This window comes from Saccharopolyspora sp. ID03-671 (assembly GCF_045278815.1).
Taxonomy (GTDB): domain Bacteria; phylum Actinomycetota; class Actinomycetes; order Mycobacteriales; family Pseudonocardiaceae; genus Saccharopolyspora; species Saccharopolyspora ipomoeae.
On sequence record NZ_CP134054.1, the window covers coordinates 5,262,466 to 5,280,328 of the forward strand.

Here is a 17,863-nt window from a genome sequence, read left to right on the forward strand (position 1 = left end):
GATTTCACTGGAAGTCAGAGTTCCGATTTCAATGGAAATCGGGTCCCTGATCTCCATCGAAATTCGGAAATTCCACCTCCGGAGGTGACCCTCAGATGTGGAACGCGGGAGGGGACGCGGAGGCGGTTCAGGTTCTGCGGAAGGTGTTGAGGAGGGTTTGGGCTGCTTGGCCCGGGGGGAGGGTGCCCTCGGCGACCTGGGTTTCGAGGGTGGGGAGGAGGGATTGGACCTCGGGGTCGTGGGTGAGGTCGGAGATGAGCTGGTCTCGGACCATGGACCAGGTCCACTCGATCTGCTGGCGGGCTCGTTTTTCCGCGAGTTCGCCGGTTTGCGAGAGGGTTTCGTGGTGCTGGCGGATCTGGTCCCAGAGGGTGTCCAGGCCCAGGGACTGCAAGCCGCTGCAGGTGAGGACCGGGGGCGTCCAGGAGGAGCTGACCGGGGTGAGCAGGCGCAGGGCGCCGCGGAGTTCGCGGGCGGCCTTCTTGGCCTCGGTCGCGTGCTCGCCGTCGGCCTTGTTGACCGCGATGATGTCGGCGAGCTCCAGCACGCCCTTCTTGATGCCCTGCAGCTGGTCGCCGGTGCGGGCCAGCGACAGCAGCAGGAAGCAGTCGACCATCCCGGCCACCGTCACCTCGGACTGCCCGACGCCGACTGTCTCCACCAGCACCACGTCGTACCCGGCGGCCTCCATCAGCAGGATCGTCTCGCGCGTGGCGCGCGCGACCCCGCCGAGCGTGCCCGCCGACGGCGAGGGCCGCACGAACGCCGACGGGTCCGAGGCCAGCCTGCCCATCCGGGTCTTGTCGCCGAGGATGCTGCCGCCGCTGCGCGTCGACGACGGGTCCACCGCCAGCACCGCGACCCGATGCCCCTGCTCGGTGAGCATCGAGCCCAGCGCCTCGATGAACGTCGACTTGCCCACGCCGGGCACACCGGTGATGCCGATCCGGTGCGCCCCGCCGCTGTGCGGGAGCAGCTCGGTGAGCAGGTCCTGCGTGAGCGCGCGGTGGTCGGCGCGGGTGGACTCCACCAGCGTGATGGCCTGGGCGAGCTTGGTGCGCGAGCCGTCCAGGACGCCCTTGGCGTAGTCGTGGATGTCGATCGTGCGTGGCATCAGTGTTCGAGTCGGTCGCGGAGTTCGTCGAGGAGCCCGGAGGCGGCGTCGGCGATGACGGTGCCGGGCGGGAAGATCGCCGAGGCCCCGGCTTGGCGGAGGGCGTCGAAGTCGGCGGGCGGGATGACGCCGCCGACGACGATCATGATGTCCTCCCGGCCGATCGCGGCCAGTTCCTCGCGCAGCGCGGGGACCAGGGTGAGGTGCCCGGCGGCGAGGCTGGAGACCCCGACGATGTGCACGTCGGCCTCGGCGGCCTGGCGCGCGACCTCGGTGGGGGTCTGGAACAGCGGGCCCACGTCGACGTCGAAGCCGAGGTCGGCGAAGGCGGTGGCGATGACCTTCTGGCCGCGGTCGTGGCCGTCCTGGCCCATCTTGGCCACCAGGATGCGCGGGCGGCGTCCTTCGGCCTCGGCGAAGGCCTCGACCTGTTCGCGGGCGGATTCGAGCTGGTCGGACTGGCCGGCTTCTTCCCGGTACACGCCGGAGATCGTACGGATCTGGCCGGAGTGGCGGCCGAAGACCTTCTCCAGGGCGTCGGAGATCTCGCCGACGGTGGCCTTGGCGCGGGCGGCGTCGACGGCCAGGGCCAGCAGGTTGTGGCCGAGGTCGTTGGGGCGGTCGTCGGACAGCGAGGCCTCGGCCGCGCCGGTCAACCGCCGCAGCGCGTCCTCGCAGGCCTGCGAGTCCCGCTCCTCCCGCAGCCGCCGGAGCTTGTCCAGCTGCTGGTTGCGGACGTCGGCGTTGTCGACCTTGAGGACCTCGACCTGCTCGTCGCCGTCGTAGCGGTACTTGTTGACGCCGATGAGGGGCTGGCGGCCGGAGTCGATGCGCGCCTGGGTGCGGGCGGCGGCTTCCTCGATGCGCAGCTTGGGGATGCCGGCGTCGATGGCCTGGGCCATGCCGCCCGCGTCCTCGACCTCGGTGATGTGGGCCCAGGCGCGCTCGGCGAGGTCCTGGGTGAGGCGTTCGAGGTAGTAGCTGCCGCCCCAGGGGTCGATGACGCGGGTGGTGCCGGATTCCTGCTGCAGCACCAGCTGGGTGTTGCGGGCGATGCGCGCGGAGAAATCGGTCGGGAGGGCGAGGGCTTCGTCGAGGGCGTTGGTGTGCAGGGACTGGGTGTGTCCCTGGGTGGCGGCCATCGCCTCCACGCAGGTGCGGGCGACGTTGTTGTAGACGTCCTGGGCGGTCAGCGACCAGCCGGAGGTCTGCGAATGGGTGCGCAGCGACAGCGATTTCGGGTTCTCCGGCCCGAACTGCTTGACCAGCTTCGACCAGAGCAGCCGTGCGGCGCGCAGTTTCGCGACCTCCATCGCGAAGTTCATGCCGATGCCCCAGAAGAACGACAGCCGCGGCGCGAAGGAATCGATGTCGAGCCCGGCCTGCTTGCCCGCCCGCAGGTACTCCACGCCGTCGGCCAGCGTGTAGGCGAGCTCCAGGTCGGCCGTGGCCCCGGCCTCCTGGATGTGGTAGCCGGAGATGGAGATCGAGTTGAACTTCGGCATCTTCTGGCTGGTGTAGGAGAAGATGTCGGAGATGATCCGCATCGACGGCTGCGGCGGGTAGATGTAGGTGTTGCGGACCATGAACTCCTTGAGGATGTCGTTCTGAATGGTCCCGGCCAGCTGCTCCGGTGCGACACCCTGCTCTTCGGCGGCGACGATGTAGAGCGCCATGACCGGCAGCACCGCGCCGTTCATGGTCATCGACACGCTCATCTTGTCCAGCGGGATGCCGTCGAAGAGCTGCCGCATGTCCAGGATCGAGTCGATCGCCACGCCCGCCATGCCGACGTCACCGCCGACGCGCGGGTGGTCGGAGTCGTAGCCGCGGTGGGTCGCGAGGTCGAAGGCGACCGACAGGCCCTTCTGCCCGGCGGCGAGGTTGCGCCGGTAGAAGGCGTTGGAGGCCTCGGCGGTGGAGAAACCCGCGTACTGGCGCACGGTCCAGGGCTGGTTGACGTACATCGTCGGGTACGGCCCGCGCAGGAACGGCGCCAGACCCGGGTACGTCGACAGGAAGTCCAGTCCGTCCACATCGGACTCGGTGTAGAGCGGCTTGACGTCGATGCCCTCCGGGGCCTCCCACGCCAGCGCGTCGGACTCCTTGCCGGTGGCCGCCAGCACCTCCGACCGCCAGCGGTCCTCGTCGGCCTGCGACGGGGAATCCAGCGGGACCTCGGCGAAGTTCGGGATCTGCGTCATCGTCGGACTCCCAACTCGGCGTGCACGGCTTCGAGGACGGTCAGCGCATCGCCCCCGGCGTGCACGTAGCCGTCGACGTCGGCGTGGTCGCTCGGTTTTCCTGCCAGCAGGACGAGTTTCACCCCGGCCTGCTTGAGCGCCTTCGCGGTCTCCGCCGCGCGCTCGGCGTAGATCTTGTCGCTGGAGCACAGGCACGCCACCGGCGAACCGGTGTAGGCGGCCACCACCGCGTCGACGTCGTCGGTCGGCCCGGCCTCGGTGGCGTCGAGACCGCCCGCGGCGAACAGGTTGCGGGCGAACGAGGCCCGCGCGTTGTGCGCGGCCAGCGGGCCGAGCGTGGCGAGGAAGACCGACGGCCGCTGCGCCCGCCGGTCGGCGGCGTCGCGCAGCGCCTCGAAGTCCTCGGCGTAGCGGTGCACCGGCAGCCCGCCGCCGGGCTGCTGCGGCGCCGGGGTGCGCTCCAGGGGCTTCTCGTCGAGGTTCGGGAACTCGCTGACACCGGTGATCGCGTCGCTGCGGTGGGCGATCGCCTCGCGGCGCCGCTCCCAGGTGTCGGCGATCTCCTCGGACACCAGCCCGGAATCCAGGGCCTCCGGCAGCCCGCCGACGGCCTCGATGCGCTGGAACCAGGACCAGGCCTTGCGGGCCAGCTCGTCGGTCAACGACTCGACGTACCAGGAACCCCCTGCGGGGTCGATGACCTGCGCGAGGTGCGATTCCTCCAGCAGCAGCGCCTGGGTGTTGCGGGCGATGCGGCGGGAGAACTCGTCCGGCAGGCCGATCGCGGCGTCGAACGGCAGCGTGGTCACCGACCGGGCGCCGCCCACACCGGCGGCGAAGGTGGCGATGGTGCCGCGCAGCATGTTCACCCACGGGTCGCGGCGGGTCAGCATCGCCTGCGAGGTCACCGCGTGCTGCACCTGCGCCCGCGCGGACTCGCCCACCCCGGAGGAGCGGGTGACCTGCTCCCACAGGCGTCGGGCGGCGCGGAACTTGGCGATGGTGAGGAACTGGTCGGCGGTCGCGGCGTAGCGGAACTCCAGCTGGCCCGCGGCGGTGTCCACGTCCAGCCCGGCCTCGGTCAGCCACCGCAGGTAGGTCACCCCGGCCGCCAGCGAGCAGCCCAGCTCCTCGGCGTCCGAACCCCCCGCGTCGTGGTACGGCAGCGCGTCCACAGTGATGGCCCGCAGCTGCGGGAACTCGCTCGCGCAGCGCTGGGCGAGCTCGACCGCGGTCGCGCGGTCACCGGCCTGCCCGGTGCGCGCCAGCACGCCCAGCGGATCGGCGCCGAGGTTGCCGCGCAGCTCACCGGCGGGCACGCCCTGCTCGGCGGCCAGCGCCAGGAACGCCTTCGCGGCGGCGGCGACCTCCGAGCCCGCGTCCAGGTTCACGGCGATCATGTCCAGGTGGACGCCGTTGAGGGCGTCGGCCAGGTCGTCGATCGCGATCCCGGCCGAGCCCACGCGCAGCCACAGCGACGACACCCCGTTGTAGAGGTCGGCGAGCACCTCGCGGTTGGTCTCGGCGGCGTCCGGGTGCTCGTGGCGCTGGCGCACCTCCCAGCCCTCGGCCACCCCGCCCTGCGGGCGGCTGCCGCGCACGAACGGCGCCAGGCCCGGCAGCCCCGGGTCGCCGGGAGCGTCGGTGTAGAGGGGGTGGATCCGGATGCCGTCGTGCGTGGTGGAGTCCAGCACGCTCTCGACCGGTCCCGATGGCGGCTCCTCGCCGACCAAGCCGGATCGTTTCAGCACCTTGTGGACCTGGGATTGCCACTGCTCACGGCTCGGCTCCGGGAACTCCGCCGCCAAAGGCAGGTCCGGACGGCCGCCGCTCGTCGTCGAGTGCGCCACCATACGAAGGATGGTAAGCCGCTGTTTGTCCTGTGAAACCGATCAAAGCTGTGATGCGTGTCTCGGGTCAGTTAACGGCGTTCACTGGTTTTGCTGACAACTACTCTGTGGTCGTGTTGCTTGGCGGTGCGGGTAGCGGAACCTCAGACGCCGCCTGGCTCCGGGATCCGAGGCTTATGTATGCCATCAAAGCTGTGACACGTGTCTCCGGCAAAACGAACAGGTCACGCACACAGCGGATTCATCGTTCGTAGACCTCGCGGCGGTGGCCGACCCGGATGACCAGAACCATCAGGTGGCCGTCGTCGATCGAGTAGATCACGCGATAGTGGCCGACCCGGATTCGGAAGTGGTCCTTCATGCCCTTCAGCGCGATCGCCCCGGGCGGCCTCGGATCCTCCTCCAGCTGCAGGATCGCGGACTGGATTCGGCGTCGAGTCTGCTTGTCCAGCTTCTGCAGCGTCTTGATCGCGTTGTTGGTGACATCGACCGAGTAGGTCACGGCTCCTGCTCCAAGGCGACGATCGCCTCGCGCAGCGGAACGGTGCCGGACTTCTTGGCGTCCTCGACCTGGTCGGCCCAGTACGCGTCCTCGGCTTCTTCCCAGTGCTCCGCGACATCGGCCGCGACCAGTGCGGCCACCCGCTTGCCGCGGTGGGTCAGGTAGACGTACTCGCCCTCGCGAGCCAACTCGATGTACTCGGGCAGCTTGGCGCGCGCGGTGGTCACGTTGACTTCGATCGCGGAGCTCTCGTCCATAGGTACAGCTTCAACGCTCATGTACAGATTGTACAGTCGAGATGAGTAGTCGATCGAGCACTCTCCGTTACGGCTGGGTGCCGCACAGGTGGTACACCCAGCCCGTCTCCTCCGTGTAGTGGAGCTCGTACTGGGTTTCGATCTTGGGGCCGTCGTGCAGGTGGATGTGCTTGAGGAGGCGGCCCGCGACCGCTTCGTGGTCGCGCAGGTCCTGGACCCTGCCGTCCAGGGGCCCGCCGACGAAGCGCACGTTCTGGGTCGACATGGTGCCGCTCCTTCCTCCCGTTGCGAGGGGCCTCCCCCATGGTCGCTGATCACCCGGGTCTTCCACCAGCGACGACACCGATGTGGAGGAAGCGCCCACCACTCGCACCCCGGGTGCCCCGCGTCCGGGGTGGCCAGGGACGATGGGGGCACGATGAAGCTCACCGACCAGCTCCCCGAGCCCACCGCGGCCGACCCCGATCCCGACGCTCTGTTCGAGGCGTTCGTCGAATGGACGCTGTCGTTGGGCATCGAGCTCTACCCGGCGCAGGAAGAAGCGCTGATGGAGGTCGTGACCGGCGCCAACGTGATCCTGTCGACCCCCACCGGGTCCGGGAAGAGCATGGTGGCGACGGGCGCGCACTTCACCGCCCTGGCCGAGGGCAAGCGCAGCTTCTACACCGCGCCGATCAAGGCGCTGGTCTCGGAGAAGTTCTTCAGCCTCGTCGACGTCTTCGGCGCCGAGAACGTCGGGATGATGACCGGCGACTCCAGCGTCAACGCCGACGCGCCCATCATCTGCTGCACCGCGGAGATCCTGGCCAACATCGCCCTGCGCGACGGCGCCGACGCCGACGTCGACCAGGTCGTGATGGACGAGTTCCACTTCTACGCCGAACCCGACCGCGGCTGGGCCTGGCAGGTGCCGATCCTGGAGCTGCCGCGCGCCCAGTTCGTGCTCATGTCGGCCACGCTCGGCGACGTCAGCAGCTTCGAGGAGGACCTGACCCGCCGCACCGGGCGCAGCACCGCGGTCGTCACCTCCGCCGAGCGCCCGATCCCGCTGAACTTCCGCTACGCCAGGACCCCGCTGCACGAGACCATCGAGGAACTTCTCTCGGGTCAGCAGGCCCCGGTCTACGTCGTGCACTTCAACCAGGCCGCCGCGCTGGAGCAGGCGCAGGCGCTGATGAGCGTCAAGGTCGCCTCCCGCGAGCAGCGCGACGCCATCGCCGACGCGCTCGGCGACTTCCGCTTCACCGCGGGCTTCGGCAAGACCCTGTCGCGGCTGGTGCGGCACGGCATCGGCGTGCACCACGCGGGGATGCTGCCCAAGTACCGGCGGCTCGTCGAGCAGCTGGCGCAGGCCGGGCTGCTCAAGATCATCTGCGGGACGGACACGCTCGGCGTGGGCATCAACGTGCCGATCCGCACCGTGCTTATCACCGGCCTGACCAAGTACGACGGCGTGCGCACCCGGCACCTCAAGGCGCGCGAGTTCCACCAGATCGCCGGCCGCGCCGGTCGCGCCGGCTACGACACCGCCGGGTTCGTGGTGGTGCAGGCGCCCGAGCACGAGATCGAGAACGAGCGGGCGCTGGCCAAGGCCGGGGACGACCCGAAGAAGAAGCGCAAGCTGGTGCGCAAGAAGGCCCCCGAGGGCTTCGTGTCCTGGAGCGAGAAGACCTTCGAGAAGCTGGTCGAGGCCGAACCCGAGCCGCTGCGCTCCAGCTTCACCGTCAGCCACTCGATGCTGCTCAACGTCATCAACCGAGCCGGTGACGCGTTCACGGCGATGCGGCACCTGCTGGAGGACAACCACGAGGACCGCGCGAGCCAGCGCAAGCACATCCTGCGCGCGATCGCGATCTACCGGGCGCTGCGGGCCGCCGACGTCGTCGAGCAGCTCGACGCCCCGGACGACCAGGGCCGCAGGGTGCGGGTGACGGTGGACCTGCAGTTCGACTTCGCGCTCAACCAGCCGCTGTCGCCGTTCGCGCTGGCCGCCATCGAACTGCTCGACACCGAGTCCCCGAGCTACGCGCTCGACGTGCTCAGCGTCATCGAGTCCACACTGGACAACCCGAGGCAGGTGCTCTCGCAGCAGCAGTTCAAGGCCCGGGGCGAGGCCGTCGCGCAGATGAAGGCCGACGGCATCGAGTACGACGAGCGCATGGAGCTGCTGGAGGACATCACCCACCCCAAGCCGCTCGAAGAGCTCCTCGAAGCCGCCTACGAGACCTACCGCAAGGGCCACCCGTGGGTCGCCGAGCACGAGCTGTCGCCGAAGTCGGTGGCGCGCGACATGTACGAGCGGGCGATGAACTTCGTCGAGTTCGTCAACCACTACGGCCTCGCCCGCTCCGAGGGCCTCGTGCTGCGCTACCTCGCCGACGTCTACAAGGCGCTGCGGCACACCGTGCCCGACGACGCCAAGACCGAGGAGCTCACCGACATCATCGAGTGGCTGGGCGAGCTGGTCCGCCAGGTCGACTCCAGCCTCCTCGACGAGTGGGAGAAGCTGCGCCACCCCGGTGCCGACCCCGCCCAGGCCGCACCGGCCGAGCCGGAACGGGTCACCCGCAACGCGCGCGCGTTCCGGGTGCAGGTGCGCAACGCGCTGTTCCGCCGCGTCGAGCTGGCCGCGCTGCGCCGCTACGAGCAGCTCGGCGAGCTCGACGGCGAGGACGGCTGGGACGCCGACGCCTGGGCCGACGCGCTCGACGACTACTACGACGAGCACGACGAGATCGGCACCGGCCCGGACGCGCGCGGCCCGCAGCTGCTGATGATCACCGAGGAGTCCGATCGCTGGCTGGTGCGGCAGATCTTCGCCGACCCGGCCGAGGACCACGACTGGGGCATCAGCGCCGAGGTCGACCTCGCCGCTTCCGACGAGGAGGGCCACGCGGTCCTGCGGGTCACCGACGTCGGCCAGCTCTGACCTCCCGACGCGCTGCGGGGGCCGCCGGATCGCCCTACGATCCCGGCGAGATCATCCCCGAGCGCTGAAGGAGCCCGGTCATGCCGCAGACCGTCGTAGTCGGAGTGGACGGATCGGAGGAGTCGGTGCACGCGCTGCGCTGGGCCGCCGAGCACGTGCGGCAGGTGGGCGGCCTGTTGCACGCGATCACCGTCTGGCACCAGCCCGTGCAGTTCGGCTACCACCTCACCAGCACAGACGCCGAGCTGCAGAAGCAGGGGCAGGAGGCGCTGGACGGGGCGCTGGCGCGGGTCAAGCCCGACTTCCCGAGCGTCGACATCCGGTCGAAGCTGATCCGCGGTCAGGTCGTCGACGAGTTCGTGAAGCTGTCGAAGCAGGCCGATCTGCTGGTGGTCGGCGACAAGGGGCACGGCGCGTTCACCGGCATGCTCGTCGGGTCCGTCGCGATGAAGATCGTCCACCACTCGGCGTGCCCGGTCACCGTCGTGCGCTGATCTCCCACCGCGGCGCTCCACGTGGTCCGCGATTCACGAGGTGTGCTCACCTCGCCGCTCTCCGCCCGGTATTCTCCGGAGTTCGACGGTGCCTCGAAGGCGCGGGCCGCCACGGCGGTTGCCCGGACCGAACGGAGCGGTGGGCAATGCAGCAAGCCGACGAACTCTCGCTGTTCTCGATCAGCGGGTGGCAGTGGCTGAACGAACCGGCGAACTGGTTGACCTACGCGGGTCTGACGGTCACCAGCGACACCGGCACGGACTTCTGGCAGACCACGCACTACGGCTTCAACCGCGACACCGGGCACGCCCTGATGGTGCCCGTCGGCGCCCAGTTCCGGATGCGCACCAGGTTCTTCGGCGACTACCGCGAGCAGCACGACCAGGCGGGGCTGATGCTGCGCCTCGACGAGCGGAACTGGATCAAGACCGGCATCGAGTACGTCGACGGCGAGCAGTTCCTCTCGGCGGTGGTGACCCGCGACTTCTCCGACTGGAGCCGGCAGCCGCTGTCGGCGGTGTGCGGCGACGTCGAGTCGGTGACCATCGAGATCGAGCGATTCGAGGACGCCGTCCAGATCCGCTACGCCCCCGAGGACGGCGAACCCGTCCACGACCTCCGCATCGCCTACTTCCCCCCGGACGTCCCCGCTTCCGCGGGCCCGATGTGCGCTTCCCCGGACGGCGCGGGCTTCCCCGTCCGCTTCTCGGACCTCACCGTCGACGAGTGATCCGTCCGGCCCGCGGTCGAGCAGCGGGTCCGAACGTCGGTGGGCGACTGGACTAGCGTCGTCGGCATGGGTGTCGTGAAGTCCGCGGTGCTGTTCCTGCTGGCCGCGTTGACCGAGATCGGTGGCGCGTGGTTGATCTGGCAGGGGCTTCGCGAGCAGCGGGGGATGCTGTGGATCGGGGCGGGTGTGGTGTCGCTGGGGATCTACGGGTTCGTGGCGACGTTCCAGGCCGATCCGAACTTCGGGCGGGTGCTGGCGGCCTACGGCGGGGTTTTCGTGGCCGGATCGCTGCTGTGGGGCGTGGTGGTGGACGGGTTCCGCCCGGACCGGTGGGACGTCATCGGGGCGCTGATCTGCCTGGTCGGCGTCGGCGTGATCATGTACGCCCCGCGCCCGAGCTGATCAGCGGCGCGCTGCGGCGATGAGCTCGCGCGCCTCGTCGGAGTCGAGCTCCGCGTGCGGCCCGAAATCGACCGTGCCGCCGGGGGAGGGCACCGGCCTGCGCGGGGCCGCGTGGACCTCGCCGACACCGGCGGCGCGCACGACGTCGCCGACGTTGTGGGCCCGGACCCCGCCGCAGGCGGTGAGGGTGACGCCCGAGCCCGCCATCCGCCGCAGCACCTCGGCACCGTCCTCGGCGCGCACCGCGCCGCCCGAACTGAGGACGCGTCGAATCCCCAGCCCAGCGGCGATGTTCGCGGCCTCGACCGGGTCCGGGCAGACGTCGACGGCCCGGTGCAGCGCGACCGGGACGTCCCCGGCGTCGGCGACGAGATCGCCGAGCACGGCGGCGTCCAGCGCACCGGTCTCGTCGAGCGCGCCGACCACGATCCCGGCGGCACCGGCCGCCACCGCGTGCCGGACGTCCGCGCGCATCACCGCCACCTCGGCGGGGGAGTAGCGGAACCCGCCCTCCCGCGGCCGGATCAGCACGTGCACCTCGCTGCGGCGGCACCGCCGCAGCACCGCGTCGAGCAGGCCCGGCCCGGGCGTCAGTCCGCCCAGCGCCCCGGCCGAGCACAGCTCGACCCGATCGGCCCCGAGGCGGTCGGCGAGCACCGCACCGTCGAGGCCGTCGGTGGAGATCTCGACCAGGGTCATTCCGAGCCCGAACTCACGTAAGGCCGGGTCACGTGAGGCCGGGTCACATCAGGCCGGTGATGTTGCCGTCGGCGTCGAGGTCGATCGACTCGGCCTGCGGGTGCGAGCCCAGGCCCGGCATGGTCCGCATGTCCCCGCAGATCGGGTACACGAACCCGGCGCCGACCGACGCCCGCACCTCGCGGACCGGCAGCGTCCAGCCCGTCGGCGCGCCCAGCAGCGACGGGTCCGAGCTCAGCGACAGGTGGGTCTTGGCGATGCAGACCGGCAGGTCGCCGTAGCCGTTGGCCTCGTAGCTGTCGATCGCGCGGGAGGCCGCGGGCGCGTAGCTGACGCCGTCGGCGCCGTAGACCTTCGTCGCGATCGTCTCGATCTTGGTGCGCAGGTCGGCCTCGTCCGGGTACAGCACCTGGAACCCGGCCGGCTCCTCGCAGGCCGCCACGACGGCCTCGGCGAGCTCGGCGCCGCCCTTGCCGCCCTCGGTGAAGTGGGTGCTGACCGCCACGTGCGCGCCCTCGGCCTCGGCGACCTGGCGGATCGCGTCGTGCTCGCTGGCGAAGTCGCCCGGGAACGCGTTGATCGCCACCACCGGGGACACGCCGTGCAACCGGATGTTGTCGATCTGCTTGCGCAGGTTGTCGGCCCCGGCCAGCACGTCGTCCGGGTTCTCCGCCAGCATCTCCGGCGGCAGCGGCTTGCCCGCCACCACCTTGTACCGGCCGGAGTGCGCCTTGAGGGCGCGGACCGTCGCCACCAGCACGGCGGCATCGGGCTTCAGACCGGAGGTGCGGCACTTGATGTTGAAGAACCGCTCGGCGCCCATGTCCGCGCCGAACCCGGCCTCGGTGATCAGGTAGTCGGTGCAGCGGCTGGCGACCAGGTCGGCGACGATCGAGGAGTTGCCGTGCGCGATGTTGCCGAACGGGCCCGCGTGCACCAGCACCGGCGTGTTCTCGGTGGTCTGCATCAGGTTCGGCTTGAGCGCGTCGCGCAGGATCACCGCCATCGCGCCCGCGACCTTGAGCTGCTCGGCGGTGATCGGATCGCCCTCGGCGGTGTAGCCCACGACGATGCGGCCGAGCCGTTGCCGAAGGTCGGCCAGCGAGGTCGACAGCGCGAGCACGGCCATCACCTCGCTGGCCGCGGTGATGTCGAAACCGGTCTGGCGCGGCGTGCCGTCCTGCTTGCCGCCGAGCCCGGAGATGATGTTGCGCAGGTCGCGGTCGTTGACGTCGAGCACCCGCCGCCAGGTGATCCGCTGCGGGTCGATCCCCAGCTCGTTGCCCTTGTGCAGGTGGTTGTCGAGCATCGCCGACAGCAGGTTGTGCGCCGCGGTGACCGCGTGCATGTCGCCGGTGAGGTGCAGGTTCAGCGCCTCCATCGGCACGACCTGGCTGTAGCCGCCGCCCGCCGCGCCGCCCTTGATGCCGAACGTGGGGCCCATCGAGGGCTGCCGGACCGCGACCGCGGAGCGCTTGCCGATGTGGTTCAGCGCCTGCCCGAGCCCGACGGTGGTGGTCGTCTTGCCCTCGCCGAGCGGGGTGGGCGTGATGGCCGAGACCACGACGTAGCGGGCGCGAGGCCGGTCGGAGAGCTCGTCGATCGCGTCGAGCGAGATCTTCGCGACGTTGCGCCCGTAGGGCTCCAGCAGGTGCTCCCCGATGCCCAGCTGCGCCGCGACGTCCTCCATCGGGCGCAGCGGGGTGGCTCGGGAGATGTCCAGGTCGGACGGGAAGGTCATGCCAGGTCCTCCTGCGAGGTGTCGGTTACGCCGGTCGGTCCGCGCGGCCGGACAGCCGGGCCGCCAGATCGTCGCGCCACTGCACCGTCCTGGTGATCTCGTTGAACGTGAACAGGTGCCAGCCCGCGATGGGCGAGTCCGGGTCGGCCAGCTGCGGTTGCAACTCGTCGAACAGCTCCTCCGGCGTGTAGCGTGCCAACATCTTCGAGACCGCGCCGTACTGCTTTCGCAGGAACCGCGTCGACTCACCCAACCCGATCTTCAGCGCGATGCGCAACAGCCGATGGGCGTCCACCACCCCCGGCACGCCCACCCAGACGGGGGCTTCCACCCCTCTCCGCCGCAGGTCACGCGTCCAATCGATGATCGTTCGCGGATCGAACGTGATTTGCGAAACCACGTAGTCGGCGTAGCCCGCCTTGGCGGTCATGGCCCGGACGGCGCAGTCGTCTGGGATGAACGCGTGCCGTTCGGGGTAGCCGGCGACGCCGATGCGCGCGGGCAGGCGTCCCAGCCGCTCCATCGCCCGCAGCAGCGCGAGCGAGTCGGGGTACTCGCCGAGCGGCCGGGAGGCGTCCCCGGCGATGACGAACACCTCGCCCACCCCGGCCGCGTCCAGCCGGTCCAGCACGGCCGCGAGGTGGGCGTCGTCGCGGATCGACCGGGCCGCCAGGTGCGGCACCGCGCGCAGGCCGCTCGCGGCGATCTGCTCGGTGCGCCGCAGCGTCGGCTCGATGCCCTTCGACGGGGAGGCGGTCACGGTGACGGTGGTGCCGGGGTCGAGCAGGTCGACGCGCGCCGCACCCACCGGCAGCACCTCGTAGCGCATCCGGTCGAGGGATCGTCGCAGTTCAGAGGTCATCTCGCCCCCTTCACGCGCTGCGCGCCAGGCGCTTGGGGATGTCCTTGGTGGGGTCCAGGAACGGTTTGGTCGCCACGACCGCCTGCTGCGGGCCGTGCTGGGTGTGGACCACGAGCTCGGTGCCGGGCTCCTGGTAGGCGATCGGCACCATCGCGTACCCGATGTTGCCGTCCAGGCGCGGCGAGTGAGCGGCGGAGGTGACCTCGCCGATGCGCAGGCCGCGCGGGTCGTGGACGTCGAAGACGTCGATCATGGCGCCGTCGTTGAACGAGCCGACGCTCGGCCCGTCGATGCGCACGCCGACGAGCTTGCGGCTCACGCCCTCGGCGGCGATGCGGCGCAGCGCGTCCTTGCCGAGGAAGTCGGCGTCCTGGTCGAGGTCGACCATCCAGGTGTTCTCGAAGCCGTAGCCGACCTCGTACGGGTTGGTGTCGGCGGTGATGTCGCAGCCCCAGGAGAGGATCCCGGCCTCGATGCGGCGGATGTGGCACGGGCCGATCACGCTCATGCCGTGCGGCTCGCCGGCCTCCCAGATCGCGTCCCACAGCCGGACGCCGTCGCGGGAGGCGTGGTGCAGGTAGATCTCGTACCCCAGCTCGGCGGTGTAGCCGGTGCGGGAGACGACGACCTGCATGCCATCGATCTCTCGTTGCACCGCGTAGTAATAGGGGATGTCCAGGATGGAGTCGCCGAACAGCTCGGCCATCACCGCACCCGACTTCGGGCCCTGGACCTGCACCGGGCCGACGTCGGGCTCGCGGATCTCGACGTCCATGCCCAGCCCGTGGGCGAGCGCCTTGGCCCACAGCAGCACGTCGCTGTCGGCGAGCGAGAGCCAGAAGTGGTTCTCGCCGAGGCGCAGCAGCACCGGGTCGTTGAGGATGCCGCCGTCGGTGCCGGTGACGAAGACGTACTTGCACTGGCCGACCTTGCACTTGGTGAGGTCCCGGGGCACGAGCATGTTGGTGAACGCGAACGCGTCCGGGCCGGTGATCTCCACCTGCCGCTCGACGCCGACGTCCCACAACGTCACGCCTTCCAGCAGCGCCCAGTACTCGGCGACCGGATCCCCGTAGTGCCGGGGGTGGTAGGTGTGGTTGTACACGCTGTACATCGCCACGCCGTGCCGCCGGGAGGCGTAGAAGAACGGCGACTTCCGGATCCGCGGGTACAGCAGCACCCCGGGGTTCGAGTTCACGCTCATGGTTGCGGCTCCAACTCTGCTTGTCCGAGGACGTCTCCGACGGACCGATACCCACCGGAGCTGACGGATTACGGCGGTATTCGGGTGACGGATTACGGCGGTATTCGGGTGACGGATTACGGCGGTTTTCGGGTGACGGATTACGGCGGTTTTCGGGTGACGGATTACGGCGGTTTTCGGGTGACGGAATACGGCGGTATTCCGGGTTCTGCGAGTCGGGGTGGGGGTCTAGCAGCGCATTCGGGTCATTCGGGGGTCGAAGGCGGGGTCGTCGATGACGGTGGCGGGGTGGGGTTCGTCGAAGTAGCGGATCGTCAGGTCGGTGTCGGCGTCCGTGGGGAGCCAGGCGTAGGCGAGGCTCGCGTCGAGGGTGTGCCCGTAGGCGGCGCTGGTGGTGAAGCCGATCGGGGTGCCGTCGGCCAGGACGGGTTCGGAGCCCGTGAGGACCGTGCCGTCGTCGATGCGCAGGCAGCGCAGGCGACGAGCGGGTTCGCCCTGGCGCAGGAAGGCTTCTCGACCGACGAAGGGACCCTTGTCGGGTTTCACCGCGAAGGCCAGGCCCGCTTCGGCCGGGGTGTGCTCGGTCCACATGTCGGTGCCCCAGGCGCGGTAGCCCTTCTCGATGCGCAGACCGTTGAACGCGCCCCGCCCGGCCGGGAACGCGCCGTGCTCGGACGCCGCGAGCAGGTCCCACAGGCGGCGGCCGAAGTCGGCGGAGGTGTAGAGCTCCCACCCGAGCTCGCCGACGTAGGACAGCCGCAGCGCCACCACCGGCACCTCGCCGACGTGCAGCCGCCTGGCGCGGAACAACCCGAACGCCTCGTGCGAGACGTCGACGTCGGCCAGCGGCGCCAGCACGTCGCGGGCGCGCGGCCCCCACAACCCGATGCAGCAGGTGCCGCCGGTGATGTCGCGGACCTGGGTGCCGGTCTCGGCGTTGTCCCGCAGCCACGCGATGTCGCGGGGACCGTTGCAGCCGACCTGGAAGTGGTCGCGCCCCAGCCGCGCCACGGTCACGTCGGAGCGGACGCCACCCTCGGGCGTGAGCATCAGCGCGTAGGTCACGTACCCGGGCGGCCGGTCGATCCGGCCGGTGGTGAGCCGGTCCAGCAGCGCCTCGGCGCCGGGCCCGGTGACCTCGGCGCGGGCCAGCGGCGTCATGTCGACCATCGCGACCCGCTCCCGGAGGGCCAGGTGCTCGGCGCCGACGATCGGCGACCAGAACCGCCCCGCCCACGGCCCGGGCTCGGCGATGTCCCTGCCCTCAAGCAGGGGTTCGTTGCAGCCGTACCAGTGCGGGCGCTCCCAGCCGTTGGCCTCCAGGAACACCGCGCCGAGGTCGCGCTGCCGGTCGTGGAACGGGCTGGTCCGCAGCGGCCTCGGACGCTCGGGAGGCTGCTGCGGGTGGATGATGTCGTAGACCTCGCGGAAGCTCTGCGCGCTGCGCTGCGCCAGGTATGAGGGGCTGCGGGCGAAGTCGTCGAAGCGGCGCAGGTCGGCCTGACGCAGGTCGATCTCGGGCGTGCGCCCGGCCAGCCACTGCGCCATCGCCTTGCCGACCCCGCCCGCGTGCGTGATCCACACGGCCTCGGCGATCCAGAAGTTGTCCACTTCGGACCGACCGAGCACCGGCATCCCGTCGGCGGTGAACAGGAACAGCCCGTTCATGCCCTCGCCGATCTCGGCCTCGCGCAGCACCGGCAGCAGCCGCCGCGCCTCCTGCCACGGACCGGCGAAGTCCGCCGGGGTGAACGGGTGCACCGAGGCCATGCCCTTCCAGCCGCCGCCCTCCGGCGGGGCCTCGGTGCCGGGTGCGGCGGTGGGGGAGAGCTCGTCGGTGCTCACCGGGATCACGCGGTGCCGGTAGGAGCCGATCCCGTAGCGGTCGCGGGCCTGCCGGAAGTACATCGAGTGGTCCTGGTGCCGCAGGATCGGTTGCGCCACTTCGGTTTCGGAGTCCGGCAGCACCGGCGTGGTCACCGCGTACTGGTGGGCGAGCGGTTGCACCGGGATCGTCACCCCGGCCATCCGGCCGATCTTCGGGCCCCAGATCCCCGCGCAGCACACCACGATCTCGGCCGCGACGTCCCCGGAACCCGTTCGGACGCCGGTGATCCGGTTGTCGCGGACGTCGAACCCGGTGACCTCGACGCCGCCCTCGAAGCGCACCCCGAGCCCGCGGGCTTCCCGCATCATCGCCTCGGCCGCCCGCACCGGCTTGGCGATGCCGTCGGAGGCGACGTGCAGCCCGCCGAGCACGTACCCGGCGTCGATGGCGGGGATGCGCTCGCGCACCTGGCCGGGGTCGAGGAGTTCGGCGTCGATGCCCCACGCGGTGGCCAGGCCGAGCTTGCGGCGCAGGTCGTCCCAGCGCTCGGGCGTGGTGGCGACCTCGATGCCGCCGACCGGGTGGAAGCAGGGCTGCCCGTCGACCTCCAGCGAGGAGTACAGCGCGACGGTGTCGGCGGCGAGCCTGCTCATCGTCTCCGAGGCGTTGGTCTGGAAGACCAGCCCGGGCGCGTGGGAGCTCGACCCGCCGGTGGCCGGCAGCGGTCCCTGGTCGACCACGAGGACATCGGTGATCCCCTGGCGCGCGAGGTGGAGGGCGGTGCTGCATCCGACGATGCCGGCACCGACGAGCAGGATGTGGGCGCTCGTGACCATGGCTGCCGCCTTGTTGCGTCTACGACAACTCTCTGCGCATACCGCAACCGTGCGCCCGCTGGTGGGGGTGCGTCAAGGGAAGTCGACCACCAATTTCGCGGGCGTGGATCTTGTTGTGCGGCAACGGGAAGCAGCGTCCCCCGTTCGTGAATTGACCGGGTCGTCCGGGGCCTCCTAGCCTGGTCTCACCTTCCGGAGTCAGGGGGAGGT

The 17,863-nt window shown here is 70.5% G+C and carries 15 protein-coding genes; 4 read left to right on the plus strand and 11 right to left on the minus strand.

Annotation, left to right across the window (positions count from 1 at the left end):
- Positions 1-127: 127 nt before the first annotated feature.
- The 6 genes from meaB to REH65_RS24440 all read right to left on the minus strand — a co-directional run bounded on the left by meaB (position 128) and on the right by REH65_RS24440 (position 6,192).
- Positions 128-1,114, minus strand: coding sequence for a methylmalonyl Co-A mutase-associated GTPase MeaB (gene meaB / locus REH65_RS24415; protein WP_406689227.1), 987 nt, complete (start codon positions 1,112-1,114; stop codon positions 128-130).
- On the minus strand, positions 1,114-3,318 hold the full coding sequence (scpA, locus tag REH65_RS24420) for a methylmalonyl-CoA mutase (RefSeq protein ID WP_406689228.1): 2,205 nt from the start codon (positions 3,316-3,318) through the stop codon (positions 1,114-1,116). The genes meaB and scpA overlap by 1 nt, the downstream gene beginning before the upstream one ends.
- Positions 3,315-5,171, minus strand: a complete 1,857-nt coding sequence (gene mutA, locus REH65_RS24425; RefSeq protein WP_406689229.1) for a methylmalonyl-CoA mutase small subunit — start codon at positions 5,169-5,171, stop codon at positions 3,315-3,317. The genes scpA and mutA overlap by 4 nt, the downstream gene beginning before the upstream one ends.
- Before the next feature lie 238 nt (positions 5,172-5,409).
- Complete coding sequence (locus REH65_RS24430) at positions 5,410-5,670, minus strand: type II toxin-antitoxin system RelE family toxin (RefSeq protein WP_406689230.1); 261 nt, start codon at positions 5,668-5,670, stop codon at positions 5,410-5,412.
- Positions 5,667-5,948 (minus strand): type II toxin-antitoxin system prevent-host-death family antitoxin, encoded by a 282-nt coding sequence (locus REH65_RS24435; RefSeq protein ID WP_406689231.1) that lies wholly within the window; start codon positions 5,946-5,948, stop codon positions 5,667-5,669. Before REH65_RS24435 ends, REH65_RS24430 begins: the two co-directional genes overlap by 4 nt.
- A gap of 46 nt (positions 5,949-5,994) precedes the next feature.
- On the minus strand, positions 5,995-6,192 hold the full coding sequence (locus tag REH65_RS24440) for a hypothetical protein (RefSeq protein ID WP_093412996.1): 198 nt from the start codon (positions 6,190-6,192) through the stop codon (positions 5,995-5,997).
- A gap of 153 nt (positions 6,193-6,345) precedes the next feature.
- Here REH65_RS24440 and REH65_RS24445 point away from each other — a divergent pair, with 153 nt between their 5' ends.
- The 4 genes from REH65_RS24445 (at position 6,346) to REH65_RS24460 (ending at position 10,483) form a co-directional block, all read left to right on the plus strand.
- The gene (locus REH65_RS24445; protein WP_406689232.1) at positions 6,346-8,856 is read left to right on the plus strand and encodes a DEAD/DEAH box helicase; all 2,511 of its coding nucleotides are present in this window, start codon (positions 6,346-6,348) and stop codon (positions 8,854-8,856) included.
- An 80-nt stretch (positions 8,857-8,936) separates the two neighbouring features.
- Entirely contained in the window at positions 8,937-9,350 is a 414-nt protein-coding gene (locus REH65_RS24450) for a universal stress protein (RefSeq protein WP_281459088.1), read from the plus strand.
- Positions 9,351-9,496: 146 nt separating this feature from the next.
- Positions 9,497-10,081 (plus strand): DUF1349 domain-containing protein, encoded by a 585-nt coding sequence (locus REH65_RS24455; protein ID WP_406689233.1) that lies wholly within the window; start codon positions 9,497-9,499, stop codon positions 10,079-10,081.
- A 66-nt stretch (positions 10,082-10,147) separates the two neighbouring features.
- Entirely contained in the window at positions 10,148-10,483 is a 336-nt protein-coding gene (locus REH65_RS24460; RefSeq protein ID WP_406689234.1) for a YnfA family protein, read from the plus strand.
- Here the strand turns inward: REH65_RS24460 and REH65_RS24465 are convergent, their stop codons facing one another.
- The 5 genes from REH65_RS24465 to REH65_RS24485 all read right to left on the minus strand — a co-directional run bounded on the left by REH65_RS24465 (position 10,484) and on the right by REH65_RS24485 (position 17,653).
- Positions 10,484-11,182, minus strand: a complete 699-nt coding sequence (locus REH65_RS24465) for a copper homeostasis protein CutC (RefSeq protein ID WP_406689236.1) — start codon at positions 11,180-11,182, stop codon at positions 10,484-10,486. It abuts the gene before it with no gap.
- A 43-nt stretch (positions 11,183-11,225) separates the two neighbouring features.
- A complete protein-coding gene (locus tag REH65_RS24470; protein WP_406689237.1) occupies positions 11,226-12,923 on the minus strand; it encodes a formate--tetrahydrofolate ligase in 1,698 nt (565 codons plus the stop codon).
- A 25-nt stretch (positions 12,924-12,948) separates the two neighbouring features.
- Positions 12,949-13,785, minus strand: coding sequence for a methylenetetrahydrofolate reductase (locus tag REH65_RS24475; protein ID WP_406689238.1), 837 nt, complete (start codon positions 13,783-13,785; stop codon positions 12,949-12,951).
- Between the two features lie 10 nt (positions 13,786-13,795).
- Positions 13,796-14,989, minus strand: coding sequence for a glycine cleavage T C-terminal barrel domain-containing protein (locus tag REH65_RS24480; RefSeq protein WP_281459082.1), 1,194 nt, complete (start codon positions 14,987-14,989; stop codon positions 13,796-13,798).
- A 228-nt stretch (positions 14,990-15,217) separates the two neighbouring features.
- Positions 15,218-17,653 carry an FAD-dependent oxidoreductase gene (locus tag REH65_RS24485; RefSeq protein WP_406689239.1) on the minus strand — a complete coding sequence of 812 codons (2,436 nt, stop codon included), beginning with the start codon at positions 17,651-17,653 and terminating at the stop codon, positions 15,218-15,220.
- Positions 17,654-17,863 lie beyond the last annotated feature (210 nt).

Bases quoted from the DNA above. Each gene is read 5' to 3' on its own strand.
- meaB (WP_406689227.1), bottom strand. From the start codon at position 1,114: ATGCCACGCACGATCGACATCCACGACTACGCCAAGGGCGTCCTGGAC.
- scpA (WP_406689228.1), bottom strand. From the start codon at position 3,318: ATGACGCAGATCCCGAACTTCGCCGAGGTCCCGCTGGATTCCCCGTCG.
- mutA (WP_406689229.1), bottom strand. From the start codon at position 5,171: ATGGTGGCGCACTCGACGACGAGCGGCGGCCGTCCGGACCTGCCTTTG.
- REH65_RS24435 (WP_406689231.1), bottom strand. From the start codon at position 5,948: ATGAGCGTTGAAGCTGTACCTATGGACGAGAGCTCCGCGATCGAAGTC.
- REH65_RS24440 (WP_093412996.1), bottom strand. From the start codon at position 6,192: ATGTCGACCCAGAACGTGCGCTTCGTCGGCGGGCCCCTGGACGGCAGG.
- REH65_RS24445 (WP_406689232.1), top strand. From the start codon at position 6,346: ATGAAGCTCACCGACCAGCTCCCCGAGCCCACCGCGGCCGACCCCGAT.
- REH65_RS24450 (WP_281459088.1), top strand. From the start codon at position 8,937: ATGCCGCAGACCGTCGTAGTCGGAGTGGACGGATCGGAGGAGTCGGTG.
- REH65_RS24455 (WP_406689233.1), top strand. From the start codon at position 9,497: ATGCAGCAAGCCGACGAACTCTCGCTGTTCTCGATCAGCGGGTGGCAG.
- REH65_RS24460 (WP_406689234.1), top strand. From the start codon at position 10,148: ATGGGTGTCGTGAAGTCCGCGGTGCTGTTCCTGCTGGCCGCGTTGACC.
- REH65_RS24465 (WP_406689236.1), bottom strand. From the start codon at position 11,182: ATGACCCTGGTCGAGATCTCCACCGACGGCCTCGACGGTGCGGTGCTC.
- REH65_RS24470 (WP_406689237.1), bottom strand. From the start codon at position 12,923: ATGACCTTCCCGTCCGACCTGGACATCTCCCGAGCCACCCCGCTGCGC.
- REH65_RS24475 (WP_406689238.1), bottom strand. From the start codon at position 13,785: ATGACCTCTGAACTGCGACGATCCCTCGACCGGATGCGCTACGAGGTG.
- REH65_RS24480 (WP_281459082.1), bottom strand. From the start codon at position 14,989: ATGAGCGTGAACTCGAACCCCGGGGTGCTGCTGTACCCGCGGATCCGG.
- REH65_RS24485 (WP_406689239.1), bottom strand. From the start codon at position 17,653: ATGGTCACGAGCGCCCACATCCTGCTCGTCGGTGCCGGCATCGTCGGA.